Below are 26144 nucleotides of genomic sequence, written 5' to 3' on the forward strand. Positions count from 1 at the left end.
AGAAGAAAATGCCAGAAAAGAATTTTACCTTCAAACGTTTCAGAAGACTACGTTACAATCCCATAGTCAGAGATATGGTAAGAGAAACCGTGCTGACAAAGAATGATTTGATTTATCCGCTGTTTGTTGTTCCGGGAAATAATGTAAAAAAGCCTGTTAAATCTATGCCCGGAGTTTTTCAGTTATCTGTAGAAAATTTAGTAACCGAATGTAAAGAAGTTCGTGATCTTGGAATTCCTGCTGTTATTCTTTTCGGAATTCCCGAACATAAAGATGAACAAGGAAGTGATGCATATAATCCCAATGGAATTATTCAGCAAGCAATAAGAGCAATAAAAAAAGAAATAAAGGATTTACTTATAATAACTGATGTCTGCTTGTGCGAATATACTTCTCACGGTCATTGCGGAATTCTCGATGGTGAAGATATTCTGAATGATGAAACAATAACAGTGCTTGCCAAAGAAGCTGTCTCTCATGTTGAAGCCGGTGCTGATATGGTAGCTCCATCCGATATGATGGATGGACGAGTTCTTGCAATCCGCAAAGCTCTTGATCACAAAGGTTATACAAAAATTCCGATAATGAGTTACGCAGCAAAATATGCTTCCGGATATTACGGACCGTTCAGAGATGCTGCTGAATCAACTCCCGCTTTTGGTGACAGACGATCTCATCAAATGGATATCGGAAATATCAACGAAGCTCTTCGTGAAGTTGAGACAGATATTGAAGAAGGTGCTGATATTGTAATGGTAAAACCCGCAGGACCGTATCTTGATGTAATAAGAAAAGTGAAAGAAAAATTTGGAATGCCAACCGCAGCTTACCAGGTGAGCGGAGAATTTTCGATGATAAAAGCAGCAGGACAAAACGGGTGGATAGATGAAGAAAGAGTTATGATTGAATCGTTGACAGCCATTAAACGTGCTGGTGCTGATATGATACTTACTTATTTTGCCAAAGACGTTGCTAAGTGGATTGATAAAACTCGAAAATAAAATCGGTCGAGTCGAAAACATTCTCGTTGTCCGTCAGCACAACCAGATTGGAGATATGCTTTGTTCGCTTTCGTTGTATGCTGCATTGAAGAAAAAATATCCTGACTCACAAATTACTTTTGTGGCTGCGAAAACAAATTATGAAATTCCTTTCAATGAGATAAATCCCTTTCTGGATAATATTATTATTTTCGATAAGCAAAATCTTAAGTCGATATTAAATTTCTTTCTAAAGCTTCGCAGAAATAAATATCAGATTGGCATCGTCCCATCAACGATTAAAATTTCAAGGACATCACACATAATTAATTTTCTATCCGGAGCTAAAATTAAAGTCGGGGTAAAGTCAATTGATGGGATAGAGAATAACTCACATAAATTACTTAATATCAAATCTGACTTTGCCTGGAAGAATACACACCAGCTTGAGAGAAACCTTGATGTGGTTAAACAGATTGGCTGCGACCTGACAGAAGGCGAAAAGAAATCAATCAAGTTTAAATTTTCAGATGAAGAGATAAGAGATGCTAAAAGATTCATCGAAGAATCTTTTCCGGATAAAAGCAGAAGGATAATTGGCTTTCATCCTGGAGCCGGGAAAAAGGATAATGTGTGGTCAACAAAAAGTTTTATAGAGCTGATAAGAAAAATTTATACGAAGCACAATAACTACGTTTTACTTACTTCAGGATGGATTGACAATGTGATAATCAGTGAAGTTGAGAAAGAATTAAAAAGTGATGACATCCCATACAAGATTTTGAACAATCTGCCGATAAAAAAACTTGGATCGATACTTTCTTTGATTGATCTTTATATTACCAACGATACCGGTTCAATGCACATTGCTGATTTTTCAGATGCAAAAATGATTTCATTATTTGGCCCAACAAATCCTGCTGAATGGGCTCCTATCGGAGAAAATAAATGTTTTATTCAATCAAAAAACGGAAATATTAATAACATCTCGGTTGGTGAAGTGTACAATCTAACCGAACAAATTCTGGAGAAAACAAAATGAAATACCGCAAACTTGGAAAATCAAATATTGAAGTTTCAGAAATAAGTCTTGGCTGCTGGACGATGGGCGGACTTAATTGGGTTAACGGCGATCCAAATGGCTGGGCAAATGTTGATGAAAGAGAAATTGCAGAAGCAATTAATTATGCAATTGATCACGGCGTAAATCATTTTGATAATGCTGATGTTTACGGAAACGGACGAGCAGAAAGAATGCTCGCAAGAATTCTTGGAAACAGAACTAATAATTTTATAATCGCGACTAAGATTGGTTGGTTTCCGGGGACGGCAGCAAATGCTTATGAACCAAAACATATCCGTCATCAATGCGAACAATCGCTTGTCAATCTGAAAAGAGATTATATTGATTTGTACTATTTCCATCACGGATGGTTTGGTGACAGAGATGAATATCTTGATGATGCGGTGGAAGTAATGTACAGATTGAAAGAGGAAGGAAAAATCAGACTTGTTGGGCAGTCAGCTTATTCTCATAAAGATTTTGTCAAGTTAATTCCAAAAGTTAAACCGGATGTTCTGCAAAGTTTTGCGAATCCGGTTGAAAGAGCTTTTATTGATGATGGAAATCCCACAAGAAAGCTGATGGAAGAAAATCAGATTTCTTTCGTTGCATTCAGACCTTTATACGAAGGATTGCTTCTCGACAAATACAAAAAAGAAAATCCTCCGCAGTTTGAAAATGGAGACCATCGAAAAGGGCTATCAAGATTCTCTTATGAAAGTCTTGCAAAGCTTGAAATTCAATTAAATAAAATAAAAGAACGATTTGGCTCTTCAACTGAAGATCTTGCAAGAGTTGCTCAGCAGTATCTGCTTCATTACAGATTTGTTGGTGCCGTGATACCAGGTTTTAGAAATCTCAGACAAGTGCAACTAAATTTATCTGCGATGGATAAACCACTGAATGATGATGAGTTTGAATTTGTGAGAAACGTTTTTACGAGTTGAGTTCTTTCATCCATCAGTTCGGCGGCATTTTTAAGTGTGTTGAAGATTGCAGTCCGGTTGAAACTTCAGGAATAATTCCCTTCTTGATGTAAATTGGACGAATGTGTTTTCTAAGTGACGGCAGGATTTTATAAAAAGCTATTGCACCAATCAAACAAATTATACCACTTGAAAGAACTGTATATGGCGCACCAATCGTACTTGCTAAACTTCCTGCCATAAAACTCCCGAACGGTGCTGTTCCCATAAAAGCCATAACGTAAAGACTCATTATTCTTCCACGTTTATCATCATCAACAAGAGTTTGCAGTAAAGTATTTGTTGAAGCCATCTGCATCATCATCCCAAATCCTGTGAAGAGCATAAGTCCGACTGACAAATAAATATTTCTCGAGAAAGAAAAGAACAAAAGTCCGAGAGAAAAAATTGTTGTTGCAATTGCAATCCATCTTCCCAAACCGACAACAGATTTTCTGGATGCAAGATAGATCGCTCCGACCACGGCTCCTGTTCCTACTGCCCCAAAAAGAAAACCAAGTGTGTTTGCATCTCCGTGTAAGATATCTTTTGCGAAAACCGGCATCAGCACCGTGTATGGCATTCCTGTAAGACTAACCAACCCGATCAATAATAACAACGCACGAATGGGTTTGAAGTTATATGCGTACTTAATTCCTTCTTTAACTTCTGTAATAACTTTTTCCTTGTGATGATTATTTTCTTTTGGTGGAATCTTCATCATCAATAAAGCTATAATCACCGTAAAAAAACTCATTGCATTAATTAAAAAACAAAGTCCTTCACCAAGTGCAGAAATTATAAAGCCGGCTATAGTTGGACCGATTAATCTTGCGGAGTTGAATACGGATGAGTTCAAAGCTATTGCATTCGGCAGATCATTTCTGTCATCAACCATATCAATTACAAAACTTTGCCTCGTTGGCATATCAAAAGCATTTATCAATCCTGAAAATAAACTCAACGCAACTATGTGCCATATCTCAATTGAATGAGACAATGTAAGATACGCGAGAATAAATGCCTGGATCATTGCAAGAGATTGTGTTGTTATAATAATTTTATGTCTGTTGTATCTGTCCGCAAGTACACCGGCAAAGGAAGCAAAAACAAAAGTTGGAATCTGTGATGCGAAACTTACAAGACCCAAAAGAAATGCTGAATCGGTCAAACGATAAACAAGCCATCCAAGTGCAACCGATTGCATCCAGGTGCCAATTAGAGAAAGGCTTTGTCCTGTAAAAAACAACCTGTAGTTTTTATGACGTAATGCTCTTAATGTTTGCTTAACAAATCCTGATTTCATATTTCAAAAATGCTAAATATTTATTTTAGTACCTTACATTACTTAAAAGTTAAGTTGTACAGAGATGACATATTTTTAAAAAGGTGTCATCTCTCCGCGCTGTGTCATGTGATTTATTAAAAAAAATATCTACTTGAGCTAAAAAAATAATATGCACAAAATTCAAATACGGTTTTATGAAGAGCTGAACGATTTCCTTCCCGAGGAAAAGAAGAAAAGAAGAATTGTTCATCAATTTATTGATCGAACATCTGTAAAAGATTTAATTGAATCTCTTGGAATTCCTCATACAGAAATCGATTTAATTCTGGTCAATGGAAAATCTGTGAACTTCAAATATTTAATAGGCGATGGCGATGATATTTCTGTTTATCCTGTTTTTGAATCGTTTGATATTTCTAAAGTTCAGCATTTAAGACAAAAGCCGCTGCGTAAACCAAAATTTGTTGCTGACGTTCATCTTGGAAGATTAGCCAGATATTTAAGAATGATGGGGCTCGATGTTAAGTATGAAAATAATTTTGACGATTATGAAATAGTTGAATTATCAGTAAAAGAAAGAAGAGCCATTCTTACCAAAGACAGAGGAATATTAAAAAGGAATGAAGTTACTCACGGATATTTTATAAGGGCAATAAAAATTGAAGATCAGATAAAAGAAGTCCTGAATCGATTTCATCTTCAAAAAGAAATTAAAAAATTCTCCCGATGTATTGAGTGCAATGAAATATTAAAACCAGTCAGAAAAGAAAAAATAATTAGTCGGCTTCCGCCAAAAGTAATACAATCACAGAAAGATTTTCACATCTGTCCTTCCTGCAAAAAAATATTCTGGAAAGGAACCCACTACCAGAGGATGCTCTCAATAATTAACAAATTAACCAAAGAGAATTAGGAGGATGGTATTCCAAATTCTCTCATTACTTACGCACAATTAAGTTATTTTTACAGAATTAAAATTTTTTATTGAAAGTCAAAATGTGGATTATTATTCGTCTCCTGATCGGGATTGTTGTTCTTCTAGTTTCGGAGTATTATTTCATAAACAGATTAAATTTTGCGGTCAAACATTTCTTCCCGAATTTTAATGAAAAGCGATTCCCCGCTTTCAGGAAAATATTTTTCATCTGGACGAATCTCTACCCTATTCTTCTAATTTTTATTTTCACATACTTTGCAATTACAGGATCTTATTTAACAGCACCAGAAAGTATATTTATTGATTACCTCCTCGTTTATCCTTTCTGGATTTCATTCATCCTGATGATTCAATGTTTTCTTTTCTTCATTCCGTTAGATTTAATAAAATTATTGTCCCGCCCATTTCTTAAAAAATATGAGTTGAAAATAATCAGAATTCATTCGTCACTTTTGTTTTTGTTGATTGGTTTTTTCATCATCTATATTCCGGCAAGAATTATTTATGATTATAACACTGTTTCTATCCGACCGGTTAAGTATGAAGAAAAAAATCTTCCCGCTTCTTTAGAAAATTTTAAAATCGCTTTCATTTCGGATATTCAGGCTGATCACTATACCGATGAAGCAAGAATAAATAATTTTATTAATAAAGTTAATTCATTAAACCCTGATTTGATATTGATTGCCGGTGATTTGATAACAACAGGTCCTGATTATATTGAATTAAGTGGCAGAGAAGCCGGAAAGTTAAAAGCAAAATACGGAGTTTATTCGTGTGTCGGTGATCATGATAATTGGGCATACAGGAATGATTATTCAAGAAGTCTTGCCGAAGTAAAATCTGCTCTCAATTACAATGGTGTTCAGATGATTGACAATGGAATTGAAAATATTAAAGTTGATAGTTCTGAGATTTCAATAACATTCGTCACTGCTACTTATGTGGAGGATGTGCCCAAAAACATACTGGATAGTCTCTCATCAAATAATCACGGCAGCTTCAAAATATTTCTTACTCATCAGCCGCAGCCAGAACTTATTGAAACAGCCGAAAAAAATAATTTCAATCTTTTCCTTGCAGGTCATACTCACGGCGGACAAATTACTTTTGTTTTTCCATTCATTCAATTGACACCAACAATGTTTGAAACAAAATATATTCGTGGTGATTTTCATTTTGGTGACCCCGGCAAGGGCGGGTCAGGTATGCTGATGATTGTAACTCGTGGGCTTGGAATGTCATTGGCGCCAATCAGGTACAACTCAACTCCGGAAATAACTTTAATCGAACTTAAAAAAGAACCCTAAATCACAATAAACAAAAATCAAATCTCAAACTTCAATATTCAAATTCCAAATGTTTGAATATTCTAATTTGTTTATTGGTGCTTGTTTGTATTTTGCGATTTGAAAATTGATAATTAAAGGTTGTGCTTACACTTTCAGAAATAAATATATATCCTGTCAAATCACTCGGCGGAATCAGTTTGCAATCTGCTGAAGTCGAGGAACGCGGATTAAAGCATGACCGCAGATGGGTATTGATTGATGAATCAAATACTTTCTTCACCCAACGTGATTTCCCGGAAATGGCATTGATTAAAGTTACGATTGAAAAAGATGGACTTTTACTTGAGCATAAGAAGAAAAATTATCCTCCGTTATTAATCCCGTTTTCTTTTGAACATTCGAAAAAAGATAAAGTAATTATCTGGAAGGATACTGTCGTTGGAGAATTCTATAATGCTCAGATAGATGAATGGTTCTCAGAAATTCTTAGTATAAAATGTCATCTCGTAAAAATGCCGGAATCAACAAAGCGAATTGTTGACAAAGATTATGCTGAAAATAAAATTGTAAGCTTTGCCGATGCATTTCCGTTTATGATTATCGGTCAGTCCTCTCTTGATGAATTAAATTCTAGAATGAAAATCCAGTTGCCAATGAACAGGTTTCGTACGAATTTTGTTTTCACGGGTGGAAAATCATTCGAAGAAGATAATTGGAAAAAATTTAAACTGGGCAATTTATTATTTGAAGCTGTCAAACCATGTGCAAGATGTGTGATAACAACAACAGATCAAGAAACTGCAGAAAGATTTAAAGAACCACTTCTGACATTATCAAAGTTCAGAAATTTCAATAACAAGGTTTTATTCGGGATGAATCTTGTTTGTGAATCTATTGGTAAAATTAGTGTTGGAGATCAGATAACTCAACTATCAAATTAAAAAACAACAATTATTATTTTGAAAGGACTAACAATGAGCAGAAAAGTTGAAGTTGCAGGAATAATGGGACCAGTCTGGTTTATCGGCTGGTTATTCACAATCGGTTTTTTAAAGCTTACTTTTTTCCAGGGATTATTAGCCCTTATAATTTGGCCTTACTATATAGGCGATTTCCTATCCAAACTACCACTACAATAGCTTTTTGTAAAATATTTGAAATGGATGAACACAATCTGATCTGATTGTTGATTATAGAACAATTAATCTGATTTCATTGATATTTAAATCAGAAGACAACTATTCTTTTGTGGTGATTTAAATCAAGAGGGACGCTTCATTTATTGTCTTGTGAAAATAATTACTCTATATTTTCTCTGGTATTAAAATCCCGGAGGTAAAAAAATGACTGACTTAAATATTTCATCAATAAAAAATCATCTCACTGACAGAAGAGACAGGCTTCATCAATCAGTAAAGTATGTGCCCGACCCAGCGAAATTATTCAGTCTCCTTCAGGAAGTTGATTCTGCACTTGAAAGGATTGATAACGGATCGTATGGAATCTGCGATGTATGTCATGATCCTATCGAGTCGGAAAGATTATTAATGGACCCGTTGTTAACTGTTTGTCTTGATCATCTGAATCAATATCAGCGCAAAGCTCTTGAACAGGACCTTGAGCTTGCTATAAAAATTCAACGTAATCTTCTTCCTCAAAATAATCTGAACGTAAACGGATGGGACTTCTGTTATCATTACAATCCGGCTGGAACTGTAAGCGGAGACTTTTGCGATTTCATAAAACTCGACGATCAATCAGTGCTTTTTGTTTTAGGCGATGCTTCCGGTAAAGGAATTTCCGCATCTTTGATGATGTCACATCTTCACGCTTTGATCAGAAGTTTACTTTCGCTCAATTTACCGGTTAACGAAATTGTTACCCGTGTAAATCGGTTATTTTGCGAGAGCACTTTATCAACACATTATGCAACGATGGTTTTTGGAAAGGCTAACAATGTTGGCGATATACAACTTTGTGTTGCCGGACATAATCCCCCGATAATACTTAAAAATGGTAAAGTCAGTACTATAAAAGCAACTGGTATTCCGGTGGGATTATTTAGTCAGGCAGAATATGAATCCGTCAACCTGAAAATGGATAAAGGCAGTTCACTTATTCTTTATTCTGATGGATTAACAGAAGCATCGGTTGATGAAATTGAATATGGAGAAAACAGATTGAAGGAACATTTAATTAAATCAAGTTGTAGTTCAGCAAAAAATACTCTTGATTCAATCATCAGCAGCCAAAAAGAATTTTTGAAGAATTCCACAGCATTTGATGATGTTACCGTTACTGTAATGATGAAAAGTTAATTGACTCTTAACACAATTACGCCTATCAACCAAAAAGTTTTAGTTAAAAAAGTTGTGATTTAACATTTAATAAAATAATTTTGCCCTTGAGCTTCAAGAAATTGCTCCCCGGATAAAACTCACGTAAAATAAATCACAATTATTAGGAGGTTAGTTATGCGGTCTTGCATAATTATTAGTTTGGCATTTTTATTTTTTCTGGGTTGCAATAAGGAAGAAATAAAACAAGCCCCATTGTTTGATAATCTTGGAACACTTCATTTCCCAATCACTACTAGTTCCGAACTCGCACAAAAATATTTTAATCAGGGAGTTATCTTAGCCTATGGATTCAATCACGAAGAAGCTTTTCGTTCTTTTGAGGAAGTGGCAAGACTTGATTCAAACTGTGCGATGGCATATTGGGGAATGGCTTATGTTCTTGGTCCGAATATAAATCTTCCAATGGATGCAGGTGTTGTCCATACTGCTTACGAAGCAATTCAAAAATCAATTTCATTACTGGATAATGAAACTCAAAGAGAAAAGGATTATGTGATGGCTCTCTCTGAAAGATATTCAGCAGAAGCACTTGAAGACAGAACACCACTTGACCAGGCATATTCAGATGCAATGAGAAATCTTTCGGCTAAATATCCGGATGATCCAGATGCAGCAACAATGTTTGCTGAATCAATAATGGATTTAAATCCATGGGATTATTGGCTCAAAGATGGAACTGCACAACCATGGACACCTGAGTTACTTTCAGTTCTCGAAAATGTTATTGAAAGAAATCCCGATCATCACGGAGCGAATCATCTTTATATTCATGCAGTTGAAGCATCAAAAAATCCTCAACTTGGATTGGAAAGTGCAGACAAATTAAAATTTCTTGCCCCCGGTGCTGGTCATTTAGTTCATATGCCAGCTCATATTTATATAAGAACCGGAAAATATCATGAAGGATCGCTTGCAAACATTCGTGCAGTAAAATCTGATGAGGAATATATTAATCAATGCAATCAACAAGGCTTTTATCCTCTTTCTTATTATCCACACAACTATCATTTTTTGTGGGCGACTGCAACACTTGAAGGTGACAGTAAAACTGCAATTGATGCTGCATTAAAAACTTCTCAGAAACCACCTGATTCATTAATGAGTGTTTGCGGATATCAAACTCTTCAACACTTTGCAGCTATTCCTCTTTATGCTTTTGTAACATTTGGTAAATGGGAAGATGTTTTAAATTACGAGAAACCTAAAGATGATAGACCATACATTGTGGCTGTCTGGCATTATGCAAGATCAATGGCATTCATTGCGACGAATAATTTAGTAGAAGCACAAAATGAAATTGTTGAGCTGGAAAGTTTCAGGGACAATGTGACTATTGATAGTCTTCTTATCTGGGGATTTAACTCCGCGGGATTACTTGTAGATATTGCAACTGAAACTGCAAAGGGTGAATTAGAAGCAAAGAAGAAAAATTATAGTTTGGCAATTTCACATCTCAAAAAGGCTGTTGAGTTTGAACATAGTTTAGTATATGACGAGCCGCCAACATGGTTCTATCCTTGCAGACAAAATTTGGGTGCCGTCTTAATTGAAGCAGGAAAATATGAAGAAGCTGAAAAAATTTACCGGGAAAATCTTGCGGAAATTCCTGATAATGGCTGGGGTTTGTTCGGATTACAACAAACTTTGTTAAAACAAGGAAAAGACACGGAAGCTGCTGAAATTCAACAGAAATTTGAGGATGCCTGGCAATATTCTGATATTAAATTGACCTCTTCCAGGATAATGTAATTCTAAAATTAATGCGCAGAATCAATTAATAATTAGGTAGAAGCAACTATTTTATTTAGTTTTGACCCCTCTGGTAATAGACCAGTTTTTTATTAAACATTTTTTTGGAGTTCTAGTGAGTACTAAGTTATTTGTGGGTTCTCTCCCATGGTCAGTTAATGACGACAAGTTAAAGTCAGCATTTGAAGCACACGGAAACGTTGTTTCTGCAAAAGTAGTTATGGATAAAACTACCGGCAGATCAAGAGGATTCGGATTTGTTGAAATGGGAAGTGCCGACGAAGCTAACAAAGCTATCAAAGCTTTGCACGATTCGGAATTGGGCGGAAGAAATATTGTAGTTAATGAAGCTAAATCTCGTAACTAAAAGTTCTATTTCTTAAATAAATTCTGAAAGGCGTTCAACCGAACGCCTTTTTATTTTTTAAACTTATTTTAGTATTAGCGACTTCTGAAAAATTTTAATTTGTCATATTGAACGACCTGCCTGCCGGCAAGGCAGGAGTGAAATATCTTGTTTTTAAATTGAAAAGAGTAACACATCGATAATAATTCAGAAGTCTCTAATAATAATTGATTAATAATTTGATATTATCTTTTGGCAATTTTTTCTAATTCTTCTAATATTCTAACCATGCCGTGAGTATCGAGTTTACAATATTCAAGTAGTTGCTGCTTTATTTCTGCAATTACCATTAAATCTGTTTCTGACTGTAAACTTTCATAAGCAATCGATGCTAATCCACCTTCATTAATTTCAAGATCATCATAACTTAAATCAGGCACTAGTGCGGGCAGTACGACTTTAATTGAATATGAACCTTTCATTTCCGGTGCGTAATAATATTTTTTTTGAAATGGAGTCATTAAATCTTTTATTCTGAAAATAAGTTTTTCAATTTCACCTGAATATTCCGGAAAATCCTTTGCTAATTCATTTAGTCTTGTAACTTCAAAAGTTTTATTATAAGCAAGCACATCACCATTTCCTTTGATGGCTTTCATAAGATTTTCAATGAATCTTTTTCTTGGCTCGATTCCAGGTTCAGCAAGAAATTCAAAATGTTCTGATTCACTTTTTTTATCTTTCTTTAAGAAAACAGAATATTGAAAAGGTATTTGCTGGTATGGTCTTGAATTATCAAACAGAGGTACAGCAGGCTGAAATGTTTCGAAGTCCATAAAGTAAAGCGGATAGTTTAAATCAGAAATAAAATCTTTGATGGAATTTATATCAATTATTGTTTTGTTTGCCTTGAAGGTATCAAGCTGAAGTCTGTTGTTTTTATTTAATGGATAGTCATCAGGAACATCACTTAACTTAATTATCCCTTCACTATAAAGTTCATACTTTTTTGAAAGATGCATCCCTGAAAAATCAAATATCGAATCTTCGGGAATATGTTTTCTGCAGTAATCAAAAAAAGCACAGGTATATGGATTGTGACAATGTTCACCAATATCAATCATCGGAATCTGTTTTTTCAACAGCATTTTCTTAAATCTTTCTACATTATCTTTAACTGATTTTTGCAATGGCAGTATTGAATCCAGGACTGATTCCGCTACAAACAATTTTTCTAAATCCAATTTTCCATTTCTGACATACTGGTTATTAATATAAATTATTGAAAAATCTTTCACATTGATTCCACAATTCGAAATAACATAGTATTGCAGGGCTGCATCATTCAGATAAGTATCTGAAATAGAAGTTGAACTTTTTACTTCATAAATTCTCCAGGAATTTTTCTCTCTGACTGCGATATCTGCTATCGCAAGAACCTGATTAAACTTAAACGCAGCTTCATATATCACATCAGCTTTATTTTTAATAAGCCCTTCAGTTTTTATCAAAGCTTTGTCATAATTTGGTGGATCACCTGTTGCACCAATCTCTCCTCCCGGAAAAAGTTGTTGTGCGAGCTTTCCAACATTTGTTCCTCTCTTAAAAATCGTTTTCTGCATTTCAGAGACTTCATCCATTTCACTATAGTGATATTTATAAAGATAAAGCTGCTTTTCACATTGAAGTCCTTTAATGTAAGATGATTTACTGAGTAGATGTGATGACATAGAATTTCTTTGAATATTCATTTAAAATATACAGTATCAATAGAAATAATCCTTTATATTAAATTAAGTTTAGAGATATATAATAAATTTGGTATAATAATTTTTATTGGAGTGCAATGAAAAAGAAAATAGAAATAAGCGGAAGCCTGAAGGAAATGGTAACTTACTGTACTGCAATTTATGAACCTGATTATGCTATTGATGCCGAGATGATTAATGATGTAATAAATAACAGTCCCATCTTCGAAAACAAAGGATTCAACACAAGTGTGCTTGGAACAGTTCAGAAAACAACAGTAAACCGAAGCAGTAAAGTTTTCATTAAAGGAAACAGAGTTACTTTGCAGGTAAGGTATGAAATACTCCGGGTTGTTGATATCGAACCAACGCAAAAGGATGAGGAATGGATTCAAAGCGATGTTCAACACTTATTAAAGCATTTTGAACTTTTACTAACGCCTCTCGAATGATGAAAATAATTTTTTCTCTTATACTAATTGCAGCAATAAATATTTTTTCTCAGTCGGAACGATTGACGCGAAATCTGGAAAATGGGTATGCCTGGGTGCGATTGGAAGATCCGGTTTTGAATTACAGCACTTCCAAAGAAACATATTTGAGTTCTATTCTTCAACGGTATCGTCTCACGCAAGAAAAGTATCCGGAAATTTCACATCTAGGCTGCAAAAATGAAATCGACAAAATCTACCAGACAGATGAATCTGATAAAATGTTGATGAGTAATATTATTTCTGAGATGGATAAATTTTATAATGAAGAAGAAAATATGATCATCCCGATAATTTTTGTTTATTGTTATACGATTAAGAAAATTGCCGGATTGAGTGAGGCTGATTTGAATGATTATAAAAAAGCAGTGCTTGAATTCTCTGAAGAATGAACTACAAATCCAGTTTTGTCTGAACGACTTTTTGTTTTTTCTTTGGTTCACGGTGACGTTTAAGAAAATCTCCGAAATCTTCTTTAGAGATTATATAGATTTTACCAACCTGTTGAGCTTTAAGTTTTCCCGAATGAATATGATACAGCACTGCCGAGTGACTTATATCTAACAGTTTTGAAACTTCCTGAACGCTGAAAAATTCTTTCATAGCAATACTTTTTTTGTTTTCTACAAAGCTTTTAAAGAATCTGAAATTAAATTAAGAAGCAAAACTATCAGATTCAATCAGCTAATAAATAAAAAGGCTGTTCACACGCAGGAACAGCCTTATTTGAGAATATTGAGACTTACTTTACAGTTTGTTTCCTTCCCTGTCTAACAAAACAGGGCTGCCAAATCCCAGAGTTTTAAGTGCGTCAAACTGAGTTTTTGCATCGCCGATGATAAGATAAATCATACTTGCGGGTTGAATGTATTTTTTAGCAAGAACTTTCAGCTCGTCTTGAGTAAAGTTTCGGACAAAATCTTCTCTTTCTTTAATATAATCGAACTCAAGGTTGTAAGTTGCAATATTATTCAACATACCTCTAAGTGCGCCAAGTGTCTCAAACGATCTTGCGTTAGAACGTATAAGTGAATTTTTGGTAAACTCTAAATCTGATTCCGGAATACCTTCACGATATTTATTCATTTCATCAATAAAAATCTGAACTGACTCAAGCGTAGAAGTTGATACAACACTTGAACTCGCAACAAAATAACCCGGATAAAGCGAACCGTTAAACGATGTTCTGGCTCCGTATGTATATCCTTTCTCTTCTCTTAAAATCAGATTTACATTGCCAGTAAAACTTCCGCCAAGTTTATAATTCATAACAGTTGCCGGATAATAATCAGGATCATTATACTTCATGCTCAGATTTCCAATCCTGATAACAGATTGTTTAGCATCAGGAAAATCAACGAAATAAATCTTCGAACTTTCCGATTGCTGCGGCAGCGGATACTCATTCAACTCCACTTCTTTCTTTTTCCACTTGAGTTCAAGTGATTGAAATGTGGAAACAGCTTTATCATCACTTACATCACCAACGATGGTAATTGTTGTAAGATTTGGTACAAAATAGTTATTGTAAAATGATTTTAAGTCATCAATTGAAATTGAATTAACTGATCCTTCGGTGCCTGATACACTTTTTGAAAATATATTCTGATCTCCATAAATTAATTTGTCGAATACTTTTGAAGCTACTGCCGATGGATCAGCTTTGCTGCGGTTTATCTTTTCAATTGTTTCTCTCTTTATCCGTTCGAATTCATTCTCATCCCACCTTGGTTCAAATAGAATTTCCTCCATAAGCGACCACACATCATAATATTTTGAGGAAAGACAATTAACATCTATAACTATAGATTCTTTACTGGTGTACATATTTATGCTCGCCCCAAGATCATCAATTGCTTCCTCAAGTTCGATCGGAGTTTTATTCCTGGTTCCTTCCATCATTATATCTGACATCAGATTTGAAACTCCAACTTTGTTTATATCATCAAGCAGCAAACCACCTTTTATTGTTAAAGAAAAATTGATTAATGGCAGTTCATTCTGCTCAATTCCATAAATTTTTACTCCGTTCGACAGTTCATCTTCCCAAATTTCAGGAAGTTTTAATAACGGATCCGGACCTGCCGGAGGTTCAACACTTCTGTCAAAAGAAGATTCAATTTTTTCAATTTTCATTTCTTCCGATCCTGCAACTGAAGAACTTGTTATGTTTTGTTCTTCAAGTTTTTCTTCAACTATAGGATATTTTTCTGAGTTCGATGCTATCAGATTTAAACTTCCTTTTGGAACGAAGCTGGTTGCGATATAAGGCTTCCCCTTGATGTACATTTCATAAGCTTTTATGATATCGTCTTTTGTTACAGTAAGCAGATTCTGCAGATCTGTATTAATGAAATCTGGTGTACCGGTAAATACATTGTAGCTTGCAAGTTGAAAGGATTTCCCAAGTACACTTGATATCTGGTTATAAAATTGTGTCTCTATTTTTGCTTTTACGCGTTGAAGATCTTTTTCAGAAAAACTTTCTTTATCAAATTTATCAAATGCTTCTTTTACAGCCTTTTCAACATCGTCGAGACTTTTGTCGGGAAATGCTCTGATTGTAATTGTAAACTCACCTGCAAGTTCCTGAGAATTCTGATATGCACTAACAGATGGTGCGAGTTTCTTCTCTTCAACAACAACTTTATACAGCGGAGATTTTTTGCTCTGTGCAAATAATTCACTAAAAAATTTTAGTGCATAATCATCCTTTGTGTATTGCTGTGGAGTTGGAAAAACAATATTCAATTCGGGTGATTTTGCAAAGTTATCTTCATGATACGCTTTTTTAGTTTTATCAATCTGAACTGGCATCGGATCAAGTGGTTTGACTTCGTCCCTTTTCTTGATTTCGCCAAAATATTTCTGAACCAGAACTTTTGTTTCTTCGTTATCGAAGTCTCCCGCAATTACCAGAGTAGCATTGTTTGGTCCGTACCATTTCTTAAAAAAATCATGAACGTCAGCCAATGTTGCATTTTTCAGATCTTCCATCTCACCTATTGTCTGCCAGTTATATGGATGATTTTCAGGATACAATAATTTATTAATTACATAACTTGTATGACCATATGGTTCGTTATCAACTCTCTGTCGTTTTTCATTTTGAACAACAGATTGTTGATTCATGAATGCTTCCTGTGTAACCGTACTTAACAAAAATCCCATCCGGTCAGATTCCATCCAAAGCACCATTTCGAGTGAGTTATTTGGCACAACCTGAAAATAAATTGTTCCGTCATTCCAGGTTCCGCCGTTTAATGTCCCGCCGGCATTTTGAATTTTCTTGAAAAACTGATCCTGTGGAATGTGCTGGGATTCCTGAAACATAATATGTTCAAAAAGATGAGCAAATCCAGTCCGACTTTTCACTTCCCTGTTTGAACCAACATGATAAAGAACGGCTACTGCTACAATTGGATCCGATTTATCATTGTGAAGTATAACCTGCAAACCATTTTCCAATGTGTACTTCTCATTTTCTATTTTGAAATCTGGTGAAAGTGACCCACAGCTAAAAAATAAAACAGACATTAAAAATGTCAAAGAAAGAATAAATTCAATTTTCATTTGCTTTTCCTTACAAATCTTCAAAAATATTTTATAATTGTACTTTAAAACACCTGATAAATCCGATGAAATCCAAGTCAATATTGATGAGCGGATGAAATAAAATCCAATGTTTGGGAAATCAAATGCACAGATGATACGCCTGTTGAGACCGTTTAGCAGATTAAATTCAAATAAAAGTTAACCGCCACTATTTGGGTGAAGTTTTTCTTTCTTTCCGGTATTACGAAAAGTTGTCGGGAACATCATTTATGTATAAGCCTCTACAAACACTTGAAATTCAGAGCAGATGAATTACCATTTTGTGCCGTTTATAATATTTGTCAACCGTTCCAAAGAAAATACCAGCATCAACTCAATATTGAATTTATATTTCCTTTAAGAAAAAATTCAACAAAGGAGCAGCCAATGAAATTTACATTTACAATACTGTTTTTAATATTGTTTGTTACAGCAATAATCTTTCCTTCAGCCGGACCAAAAACAAATCTAATTGTAAAGCATAATACAGTTGAGAGTTTGCTAATCGGATTGAATTCTGATAACATTGGTCTAAAAAGCAGCAGTGCTTATATGATCGGTGAATTAAAAATATCGCGAGCTGTAATCCCATTAATGAAAATGCTGCATGATAGTATAGATGAAGAACTTAGAATTGCTGCTGCTCTTGCATTGTATAAAATAGGAACACCGATGGCAATAAATGCCGTGAAACAAGCTATCAGGTTTGATGCCAGCGAAAGAGTTAACAAACATTGTGCAAGATTTTATTACGACTTCTTCAAAAACAAAATTACAGATGAAGATATAAGTATGGTTGCTGCAAAACAGCGCTAAAATAAAATTTATTCTTCATCTCTTCTCCACAGGCCGGGATAATTATCCTGGCTTTTTTATTTTAAATAAAAATATTTTCTGTTTGATTTGATTAAGTGAATTTTTATATCCACTTTTGTAATGGAAATATTAATTACTAATACTGCAAACTAAAAAAATTACTCCTCGATTTTTTGTTTGATGAAGAAGAAAAGAAAAAGAAACCAAACCCCGACAGAACCTAATCAATTAAGTTTCGATTTTAATATTAATATTCCGATCGAGATTCACACACCTAAATCGGACATATCAGATTTAAGAAAAGAGCTTGCCTGGGAACGAAGACCAATCATTGAAATTGTAAAAAGCTAAAAACTTTTTTTTCTGAATTAACTCTTAACAATTTTTTTTTAATTGAGGACTCCTTTCACCAAGTTAAAGTATCATTCACCCTTCGAACAACTTTTCCATAGCTTCGTGAATATTTGTCATTAAGATTTAGACCAATATTTATTCAAAAAGTTATGTTTATCGCTTAAAAACGCAATATATTTTTGGTTTTGCTCAATTCTGTATTTTTAATAACCATTCATATTTTAAAACATTTTCTCTGCTGAACTATGTTTAAAATATTTTTAGTACTAATTTTTACTTTATGAATAAATCCGATTTAAATAAGTATTTAACTGATTTTAAGTTTGACACTTCGCCATCTGGTTTAAAAAAAACAAATGTTGATTGTGTTGAAATTAATGGTAATTGTGTATCAAGATTTTCTAATGAGTTCTGGACCTCTAAGCAGAGACAAAATAATTCTCTTCATGAAATTTCATATCGTGCTTGTTTTAAAGCTGAATTGCCAAATTTTTTTATTTCATTATTAACAAAAGAAAATGATGTTATTTACGATCCTTTTGCGGGAAGAGGAACAACAATAATCGAAGCAGCACTATTAAACAGGAATGTAATTGCTAATGATATAAATCCACTTAGCACAATACTTTCAAAACCACGATTATTGATTCCATCACTTGTTGAAGTTGAAAACCGCCTGAAAAAAATAAAATTCAAACGCGGATTAAAAGCAGATATGGACCTTTCGATGTTTTATCACCCAAATACTGAATCTGAAATAATGTCATTAAGAAATTATCTGATAAGTAAAAAGAAAAACAGCAGCGAGGATTTTATTGATGAATGGATTCGTATGGTTGCAACTAGCCGGCTGACCGGACACTCAAAAAATTTTTTTTCCGTCTATACGCTTCCTCCAAATCAGGCAGTAACATCTGAAAGACAGAAAAAAATAAATAAACAAATAGGACAGAAGCCGGAATACAAAGACATAAAATTTATTATTCTGAAAAAGTCCCGGGATTTAACAGTTCGCCTAAATAAAAATCTTATAAACCAACTAAACAGAATCAGCAACAAAGCAATGTTTCTGAATGAAGACGCAAGATCCACTTCCGCTATTAAAAAGAACTCGATTAATTTAACAGTTACCTCGCCTCCATTTCTGGACATTGTAAATTATGTAGAAGATAACTGGCTGCGCTGTTGGTTCAATAATATTAATGCTAAAAAGATTTCCAGGAGAATTACAATCTCAAAAAAAATAGACGAGTGGGAAAAAGTAATGCTCGAAGTTTTCAAGGAGCTTTATCGAATTACAAAACGTGGTGGTCACGTTGCTTTTGAAGTTGGTGAGATCAGAAAAGGTAAAATAAAACTCGATGAACACATTGTTCCAATCGGAATTAAAACTGGATTTGATTGTTCTGGAATTATCATTAATCAACAGAAATTTACAAAGACTGCAAATATCTGGGGTGTGAATAATAATACTGTGGGAACAAACACTAATAGGATTGTGCTGTTCAGGAAAGATTGAGTTAAAATAAAAAAAGCCGTCTCAAAAGTCTCGTTTTATCAACCTTAATTTGTTTCTCCTTCTGAATAAATACTTTCGGCAAAATGAATCATTATAATAGAATCTTATTTTACATTAAAATCAAACTATGAGATTCCCCTCACAATCTTATTGAAACGGGATAACAGATCTGAGATAGTCTTATTTCATTTGTGTTGTGACAGAATTCAGAACACTGAAAATTCATTGCTGTTTATCAACAAGCCATTTTATTTCCATACAAAAGTTTTCGTTAATTTAAAACCACAATTAAAATACTTTTTGACTTTTTAATAAAGTATTGTGAAAAAAACAGACCTTCATTCAGTCTATAAATTCATACTAGCTATTATTATAATAGTTAATATTGAATTACAAGCCTCCGAACCAAATGAGAATATTTTAACTTCTTCTAATAACGCAATACATTTAGATTTTTGGCAAATTGTTAAAGACAAAGAACCAACTAAACCGCTTCCATTATTTCCGGATTCATTATGGCAATCATTTGATTCATATATAAATGATGATTTGTTCTCTAAAGGTAATTGGGTTTTAAAGACTACAATAAACATTGCTGATTCTCTGGATGGCAACACTGTAATTGGTTTGTTCCCATTAAACTTTATTACTGCCTACGAAATTTTCTGGGATGGAATCAAGCTATCCGAAAATGGAAAAATTGGAATAAATATAAATGATGAAATTGCCGGCGATTATAACTTTAATCTTGCATTACCTAATAATCTTTTAACGAGAGGAAAACATACTCTTATCTTTCGAATATCAAACCATAGGGATTACTCATCGTGGAAATGGTTCTATGGTTATATGGTTATTGGTAAGTATGATTACTTGTTACATCGCATAGCCCGGTTATATTATCAGGCATTTTTTATAACAGGTATTTTATTTATTCCTTTTCTGTTCAATTCATTTTTATACTTTGCAAGGAAAAGAAAAACAGAGCACTTACTGTTTGGGTTGATTTGCTTTATAGTAATCTTAGATTCGATAACAATGCTGATTCCAACTTTAATTGAAACAAAAACCACTTTTGTGTACTTGCAATATTATAGTTATCAGTTGATCACACTTTTTTTTACTGTTCTTTTTCCTACTTTTTTTATTTACTTATTTTTCCTTCCTAAAAAAACTATTGCAGTAGTTGTTACGATAACTCTTCTCATCTTTTTCTTTTTTACTAACATCGAAAACCTCTTTAACATAATGTCACTAACGGTACTAATTATTAGCAGTATAATAACAATATGGGCTTTATTTAAACGGCGTGACGAAAGTTTAATTATTCTTATAGGCATTATAGCAGCCTGGACAGCTTACTTTTTCAATTTTGCATTCGCTGGATTGGCAACAACTATGGTTGTTTGTACAACTTTTTCTATAGCAAGACAGTTTGCAAGAAAGGAAAAAACTGAAAAAGAAGCACAACTTAAATCAGCACGGTTGGAAAATGAATTGTTAAAGAAGAATATCAATCCACATTTTGTATTAAATACTTTAACTTCAATAATTGCTTGGTTAAGAAAAGATTCTGCATCAGCCATAAAATTAATTGAAGCACTTGCTGAAGAGTTTAGAATGATAAATCAAGTATCCGCGTTAAAACTTATTCCTATCACACAAGAAATTGATTTGTGCAATGCTCATCTTAAAATTATGAGTTACAGAAAAGGAGCTGACTATAAATTAGAAACAATTGATGTTGATGAAAAAGACATTATACCACCAATGGTTTTTCATACACTTGTTGAAAACGGGTTAACTCATGGATATGATAATAAAACTGCCGGAACTTTTAAGTTACAGACAATAAAAAATTCAGAATCAATAAAATATATACTTTCGAATGATGGCAGCTTTAATTTAGAAGACATCAAAGGCTCAACTGGTTTTGGGGTAAAGTATATTAAAAGCAGATTGGAAGAAAGTTATCCCGGTAAATGGAATTTCTATTCAAATAAATCTGATGAAGGCTGGGAATCAATAATAGAGATTAGAAATTGATATGAGAATTTTAATTGTTGAAGATGAAAGACCAACTGCTGAAGATATAAAATTTCTCGTCGGACAGATTCTGAACAATGAAATTACTTCCATTCACATAGAAACTTCGCTGGATAGTGCTATGTTCTATTTAAAAGAAAAGCCTGTGGATGTTTTACTTTTAGATTTAAATCTTAATTCTAAAGATGGATTTCAGTTGCTTAAACAAGTTGTAAGCCAATCATTCCATACAATAGTTATTTCTGCAAATATTAACAGAGCGATTGAAGCATTTGAATACGGAGTTTTAGATTTCATACCAAAACCTTATAACATAGAAAGATTAAAAGCAGCTTTCCAAAGATTAAAATCAAGCCACGCATTAGATGGTCATTCGATAAAATATCTTACTGTTAAAAAAGGATTTGAAATAAAAGTTATTCCACTTGATGATATAAAATATTTTAAATCTGCAAACATTTATGTTGAACTCCACTTACTTAACAATCAAGTTGTTATCTATGATAAATCCATAAAGCGACTTATTCCATTATTACCCGCAAATTATTATCGTATTCACAAATCTTTCATTGTTGATCGAAATAATGTTGAATCGATTCAATCTCTTGGCGGCGGGAAATATTGGGCAATATTAAAGAGCGGAGAAAGATTGCCAATCAGTCGTCAAAAAATTAATTTGTTGAGGAACATTGGTGTTTGAATTAGTTTCCATTCGGCAATAATTAAGATTTTTACTTTCCAAAATTTTCTCCACATAACAGCAATAAGTGCATTTCACAAGGTACTGGTGCACTTAACAAGAAATTTATACCCAAATTTTCTATTCGCAATTATTTTTCTCAAGGGTTTAATCAAAGTTATTATTGATTGAAACATTAATACAGAATCAAAACATTGTTTAACTATTAGGAGAATTATTATGAAAAAATTATTGCAACATTTACTTGTCATTTTAATGATGGTTATTTCATCATTTAAATTGTTTGCTCAACCTATTCCAGAAGATAGTTTGTATTTAGGACAAATACCTCCGGGAAATATTCCAATAGTCTTTAATTTGCCTGTGACAGCCGGTCATCGGGCGTGTGAAAGAATTGCGATTACATCAGACGGCAAGGAAATATATTATGGTGAACTTAATACGTACCCGGCTTCCAGTTACAGAATAAAATATTTTAAATACCAGGATAACAGGTGGCAGGGTCCTGAAAATTTATTTGAAGGTTTTATGGCTCCAAAGTTATCACCTGATGATAGTATTATATACCTTCAGGATAACACTTTTCACGCGTACTACTCAAAAAGATTAAGCACTGGCTGGAGCGTTCCTGTTCGTTTGATATCACAAAATCTCAAGACACACTATCTGCAGAAATCTGAGATGGATAATTTTTATGTATCAAGCTATTATGAAGGCTCAACTTCAGACGGCGAGATATGCAAATTAATAATGGAAAACGGAGATACAGTTTTTCAAAATTTAGGCAGACCATTAAATAGTTCTTTACAGGAAAATGATTTTTTAATTGCCGCTGACGAATCATATTTAATAGTCTCCAGAACACCAAACGGCGGAACAGCAGATATGTATTTAAGTTTTAAGAATGAGAATGGTAAATGGACAAATCCTAAAAAATTAGAGGAACCAATTAATACCCCAGGCTTTAATTGGGAATACGGTCAATTTATTTCTAATGACGGCAAGTATTTGTTCTTTACTTCAGGAGGATTAAGCTGGCCGTCATATTATACTTACTGGATTAAGATTGATAATATTATTGATAGCCTGAGACAGACAAACTACTCTCCATACCTAAACTATCAAATTCCAAATCAAACGGATTCTGTTGGTTATAATTTTAATTATACGTTTCCGGATTCAACATTTATTGATGATGATGGAAATAATACATTAACCTATTCCGCTACGTTGAGTAATGGCAATCCTCTTCCATCATGGTTAAGTTTTGATTCAATCACTAAAACTTTTTTTGGAACTCCAACAAGTTCGGGCAACTATTCTATAAAAGTAACTGCAGCAGATACAGCTAATGCCAAAGCTTTTTGTACATTCAGTCTTAATATCGAAAATCCTGTAACTGATATTAATGACGACAAACAAAGAATAAATGATTTTCAACTATATCAGAATTATCCTAATCCGTTTAATCCAAGCACAAAAATAAGCTGGCAGTCTTCAGTCAGTAGTTGGCAAACGCTTAAAGTTTATGATGTACTAGGTAAAGAAGTTGCGTCTTTAGTTGATGAGTTTAAGCCAGCAGGAAATTATGAAATCGAATTTGATGCAAGAAATATTTCAAGCGGAATTTACTTTTATGAGTTGAAGACAAATACTTTTTGTGATCAGAAAAAGATGATCGTGATTAAATAAAGTTAAAAACTAAAAGACAATAACTATTAAGGAAAAAGATTATATGAAAACAATTAATAAAACAGGATTGCATATTTTGTTTTGGATAGCAATACCTTTGATTGTACTTTACTTCAAATGGGCAGCGCAAGATACAACAACCTTGCCTGGATTGGCAGTTCCTGAATCAGAAAGCTTTTTAGGAGTTGTTAAGACTAATATCGATGTAATTGTTGTATCATTATTAGGTTCAATCCCAGCATTTTATTGGTCGCTATATTGTTTAACTCCAAAGCTATTATTTAAAACTAACTATATTAAAATTTCCCTTTACACTCTTGGATTAGCAATTTATTATTTGATTGTGAGCTTAATAACTGAACTAATATTCCTTGTGTACTTTTTCTTCGGAACTCCTTATGCAATAAAAGTTTTAGCGCCAATGATTTTACTCTCAGCGTTAAGTGGAACTTTGTTCGCTTTTAAAGAAAAACTTCGTTCAAATAACGTATAAGTAAATTTTATTAAATAAGTAAAAAAATATTTTATGAATAAATGAATTAAGTGAGTTACTATGAACAATAAACATAATAGTATTGATTACGTAAAAAGAATTGGTACGGGAATATCTTTAATAATATTTCCACTGATTTTTGTTTTTGCATTCGCTGGACATCCTAATCTTTTCAATCCTAAATTCTTGGAACCAACAGAACTCATCAAACGAGTGCATAATAATTATCTTCTCCATTTTGGTCACGCATTAGTAACCCTTTGCACAGGTTTACTTGTCGTTGTTGCAATACACTTTATGAATAAACTAAAAAATACCACTAATGAATGGTGGGGATTCATTGGTGGTGTGATAGCAATTCTCGGAGCGTTAATTTTAGCAGTTGATAAAGGTGCTCTGTGCTTAACAATAAGTGCTATAGATACTTTACCTGAAAACGAATTTATTAATATGAATCTTGGTTTGCTTGCAATGTTTGAAAAAAAAGGATGGCTGATTTTGATAAATGGATTAATGCTGCTACCTATAGGTTTTATTATTCAAGCAGTTGGTTTACTTAAATCCAGAAGCATGGCAATTTGGCAATGTATATTATTTTTAATTGCAATGCTTTTCATAGGAACTCCTGATGGTGTTGAAATAATTAATTTAACAGCATCTACTTTAATGGCAATTGCATTAATTCCTTATGGTTTTAGCTTAATCCTAAATAAGCAATAGCATTAATATTTTTTAATTCTGTTATAACTGAAATGATTTGAATATAAAGGAAGCAATGAAAGCAATAGTCTGTAAAAAATCTGGTTCACCAGAAGTTCTAAAACTTGCAGAGTTAGAACGACCAATACCAAAACAAAATGAAGTTCTTATAAAAGTAATCGCTTCATCAGTAACAAGAGGTGATGTTAATCTTAGAAAAATATCCCGATTCATTCTTATTCCGTTAGGATTTTTATTTGGATTTAAACCTATGAAAGTAACAGGAGTTGAATTTGCTGGTATTGTTGAAGCAATTGGTTCAGATGTAAAACTTTTCACTAAAGGTGACCAGGTTTACGGGACTACAACAGGATTGCAGTTTGGTGCAAATGCTGAATATGTGTGCGTTCCTGAAAAATCGAAGAAGTGTGTCATTGTTAAAAAACCTGATAATATTTCTTTTATAGATGCGGCAGTAATCCCTGTTGGCGGAATGACAGCTCTTCACATATTACAAAAAGTAAATATTAATCCAGGATGCAGAATACTTATTTATGGTGCTTCAGGATCGGTAGGAACTTATGCTATTCAACTTGCAAAATATTTTGGTGCAGAAGTAACGGCAGTTTCCAGTACAAATAATATCGAAATGGTAAAATCAATTGGAACTGATTATGTAATTGATTATCACAATGAAGATTTTAGAAAAAGTATAACAACTTATGATGTTATATTCGATGCGGTTGGAAAGATAACTCAATCTTCTTGTAAAAAAGTATTAAAGAAAAATGGACACTTTCTTTCAGTAAAATATCCCACAAAAGAAAAAACCGAGTATATGATTTTTTTGAGTGATCTGATTCAAAAAGGAAAACTTAAACCTGTTATTGATAGATCGTACACTCTGGATAAAGTTAAAGATGCTCATTACTATGTTGAACAGGGACATAAAAAAGGAAATGTGGTAATTACAGTAGAAAAATCGTTCGAGACTAGTTAATAATTTCGGAAA

At 33.5% G+C, this 26144-nt stretch carries 25 protein-coding genes; 21 read left to right on the plus strand and 4 right to left on the minus strand.

Annotation, left to right across the window (positions count from 1 at the left end; translation table 11 throughout):
- Nucleotides 1–8: 8 nt before the first annotated feature.
- The 3 genes from hemB to HND39_05435 are packed head-to-tail and all read left to right on the plus strand — an operon-like array spanning nucleotide 9 to nucleotide 2990.
- Nucleotides 9–1001 (plus strand): porphobilinogen synthase, encoded by a 993-nt coding sequence (gene hemB, locus HND39_05425; GenBank protein QKJ95761.1) that lies wholly within the window; start codon nucleotides 9–11, stop codon nucleotides 999–1001.
- Nucleotides 958–2022 (plus strand): glycosyltransferase family 9 protein, encoded by a 1065-nt coding sequence (locus tag HND39_05430; GenBank protein QKJ95762.1) that lies wholly within the window; start codon nucleotides 958–960, stop codon nucleotides 2020–2022. The genes hemB and HND39_05430 overlap by 44 nt, the downstream gene beginning before the upstream one ends.
- Nucleotides 2019–2990 (plus strand): hypothetical protein, encoded by a 972-nt coding sequence (locus HND39_05435; GenBank protein ID QKJ95763.1) that lies wholly within the window; start codon nucleotides 2019–2021, stop codon nucleotides 2988–2990. Before HND39_05430 ends, HND39_05435 begins: the two co-directional genes overlap by 4 nt.
- Before the next feature lie 13 nt (nucleotides 2991–3003).
- On the opposite strand, the gene HND39_05440 is transcribed toward HND39_05435, so the two are convergent.
- Entirely contained in the window at nucleotides 3004–4314 is a 1311-nt protein-coding gene (locus HND39_05440) for an MFS transporter (protein ID QKJ95764.1), read from the minus strand.
- Between the two features lie 151 nt (nucleotides 4315–4465).
- On the opposite strand from HND39_05440, the gene HND39_05445 reads away from it, so the two are divergent.
- The 7 genes from HND39_05445 to HND39_05475 all read left to right on the plus strand — a co-directional run bounded on the left by HND39_05445 (nucleotide 4466) and on the right by HND39_05475 (nucleotide 11001).
- Nucleotides 4466–5209, plus strand: a complete 744-nt coding sequence (locus HND39_05445; protein QKJ95765.1) for a Mut7-C ubiquitin/RNAse domain-containing protein — start codon at nucleotides 4466–4468, stop codon at nucleotides 5207–5209.
- A gap of 83 nt (nucleotides 5210–5292) precedes the next feature.
- Nucleotides 5293–6543 (plus strand): hypothetical protein, encoded by a 1251-nt coding sequence (locus HND39_05450; protein QKJ95766.1) that lies wholly within the window; start codon nucleotides 5293–5295, stop codon nucleotides 6541–6543.
- A 122-nt stretch (nucleotides 6544–6665) separates the two neighbouring features.
- Nucleotides 6666–7466: an MOSC domain-containing protein gene (locus HND39_05455; GenBank protein QKJ95767.1), complete on the plus strand. Its 801-nt coding sequence runs from the start codon at nucleotides 6666–6668 to the stop codon at nucleotides 7464–7466.
- 33 nt (nucleotides 7467–7499) lie between these two features.
- On the plus strand, nucleotides 7500–7664 hold the full coding sequence (locus tag HND39_05460; GenBank protein QKJ95768.1) for a hypothetical protein: 165 nt from the start codon (nucleotides 7500–7502) through the stop codon (nucleotides 7662–7664).
- 204 nt (nucleotides 7665–7868) lie between these two features.
- Nucleotides 7869–8843, plus strand: a complete 975-nt coding sequence (locus HND39_05465) for a SpoIIE family protein phosphatase (protein QKJ95769.1) — start codon at nucleotides 7869–7871, stop codon at nucleotides 8841–8843.
- A 156-nt stretch (nucleotides 8844–8999) separates the two neighbouring features.
- Nucleotides 9000–10634: a hypothetical protein gene (locus tag HND39_05470; GenBank protein QKJ95770.1), complete on the plus strand. Its 1635-nt coding sequence runs from the start codon at nucleotides 9000–9002 to the stop codon at nucleotides 10632–10634.
- 115 nt (nucleotides 10635–10749) lie between these two features.
- Nucleotides 10750–11001: an RNA-binding protein gene (locus HND39_05475; GenBank protein QKJ95771.1), complete on the plus strand. Its 252-nt coding sequence runs from the start codon at nucleotides 10750–10752 to the stop codon at nucleotides 10999–11001.
- A gap of 224 nt (nucleotides 11002–11225) precedes the next feature.
- Here the strand turns inward: HND39_05475 and HND39_05480 are convergent, their stop codons facing one another.
- Nucleotides 11226–12710, minus strand: coding sequence for a DUF2779 domain-containing protein (locus tag HND39_05480; GenBank protein ID QKJ95772.1), 1485 nt, complete (start codon nucleotides 12708–12710; stop codon nucleotides 11226–11228).
- A gap of 116 nt (nucleotides 12711–12826) precedes the next feature.
- Here HND39_05480 and HND39_05485 point away from each other — a divergent pair, with 116 nt between their 5' ends.
- Nucleotides 12827–13180: a hypothetical protein gene (locus tag HND39_05485; GenBank protein ID QKJ95773.1), complete on the plus strand. Its 354-nt coding sequence runs from the start codon at nucleotides 12827–12829 to the stop codon at nucleotides 13178–13180.
- On the plus strand, nucleotides 13177–13611 hold the full coding sequence (locus HND39_05490; GenBank protein QKJ95774.1) for a hypothetical protein: 435 nt from the start codon (nucleotides 13177–13179) through the stop codon (nucleotides 13609–13611). Before HND39_05485 ends, HND39_05490 begins: the two co-directional genes overlap by 4 nt.
- Before the next feature lies 1 nt (nucleotide 13612).
- On the opposite strand, the gene HND39_05495 is transcribed toward HND39_05490, so the two are convergent.
- Nucleotides 13613–13822, minus strand: coding sequence for a helix-turn-helix domain-containing protein (locus tag HND39_05495; GenBank protein QKJ95775.1), 210 nt, complete (start codon nucleotides 13820–13822; stop codon nucleotides 13613–13615).
- A gap of 144 nt (nucleotides 13823–13966) precedes the next feature.
- Complete coding sequence (locus HND39_05500) at nucleotides 13967–16792, minus strand: insulinase family protein (GenBank protein QKJ95776.1); 2826 nt, start codon at nucleotides 16790–16792, stop codon at nucleotides 13967–13969.
- 408 nt (nucleotides 16793–17200) lie between these two features.
- Here HND39_05500 and HND39_05505 point away from each other — a divergent pair, with 408 nt between their 5' ends.
- The 9 genes from HND39_05505 to HND39_05545 all read left to right on the plus strand — a co-directional run bounded on the left by HND39_05505 (nucleotide 17201) and on the right by HND39_05545 (nucleotide 26132).
- On the plus strand, nucleotides 17201–17629 hold the full coding sequence (locus tag HND39_05505) for a HEAT repeat domain-containing protein (GenBank protein ID QKJ95777.1): 429 nt from the start codon (nucleotides 17201–17203) through the stop codon (nucleotides 17627–17629).
- A gap of 180 nt (nucleotides 17630–17809) precedes the next feature.
- A complete protein-coding gene (locus HND39_05510) occupies nucleotides 17810–17980 on the plus strand; it encodes a hypothetical protein (GenBank protein QKJ95778.1) in 171 nt (56 codons plus the stop codon).
- Nucleotides 17981–18263: 283 nt separating this feature from the next.
- The gene (locus tag HND39_05515; protein QKJ95779.1) at nucleotides 18264–19502 is read left to right on the plus strand and encodes a site-specific DNA-methyltransferase; all 1239 of its coding nucleotides are present in this window, start codon (nucleotides 18264–18266) and stop codon (nucleotides 19500–19502) included.
- 321 nt (nucleotides 19503–19823) lie between these two features.
- Nucleotides 19824–21548: a histidine kinase gene (locus HND39_05520; protein ID QKJ95780.1), complete on the plus strand. Its 1725-nt coding sequence runs from the start codon at nucleotides 19824–19826 to the stop codon at nucleotides 21546–21548.
- A gap of 1 nt (nucleotide 21549) precedes the next feature.
- Entirely contained in the window at nucleotides 21550–22248 is a 699-nt protein-coding gene (locus tag HND39_05525; GenBank protein QKJ95781.1) for a response regulator transcription factor, read from the plus strand.
- Between the two features lie 219 nt (nucleotides 22249–22467).
- The gene (locus tag HND39_05530; GenBank protein QKJ95782.1) at nucleotides 22468–23940 is read left to right on the plus strand and encodes a T9SS type A sorting domain-containing protein; all 1473 of its coding nucleotides are present in this window, start codon (nucleotides 22468–22470) and stop codon (nucleotides 23938–23940) included.
- Between the two features lie 43 nt (nucleotides 23941–23983).
- Entirely contained in the window at nucleotides 23984–24433 is a 450-nt protein-coding gene (locus HND39_05535) for a hypothetical protein (GenBank protein QKJ95783.1), read from the plus strand.
- Nucleotides 24434–24493: 60 nt separating this feature from the next.
- Nucleotides 24494–25153 (plus strand): hypothetical protein, encoded by a 660-nt coding sequence (locus HND39_05540; protein QKJ95784.1) that lies wholly within the window; start codon nucleotides 24494–24496, stop codon nucleotides 25151–25153.
- 55 nt (nucleotides 25154–25208) lie between these two features.
- Nucleotides 25209–26132: an NAD(P)-dependent alcohol dehydrogenase gene (locus HND39_05545; protein ID QKJ95785.1), complete on the plus strand. Its 924-nt coding sequence runs from the start codon at nucleotides 25209–25211 to the stop codon at nucleotides 26130–26132.
- Nucleotides 26133–26144: the final 12 nt, after the last annotated feature.

It is taken from the genome of Ignavibacteriota bacterium (assembly GCA_013285405.1).
Lineage (GTDB): Bacteria > Bacteroidota > Ignavibacteria > Ignavibacteriales > Ignavibacteriaceae > IGN2.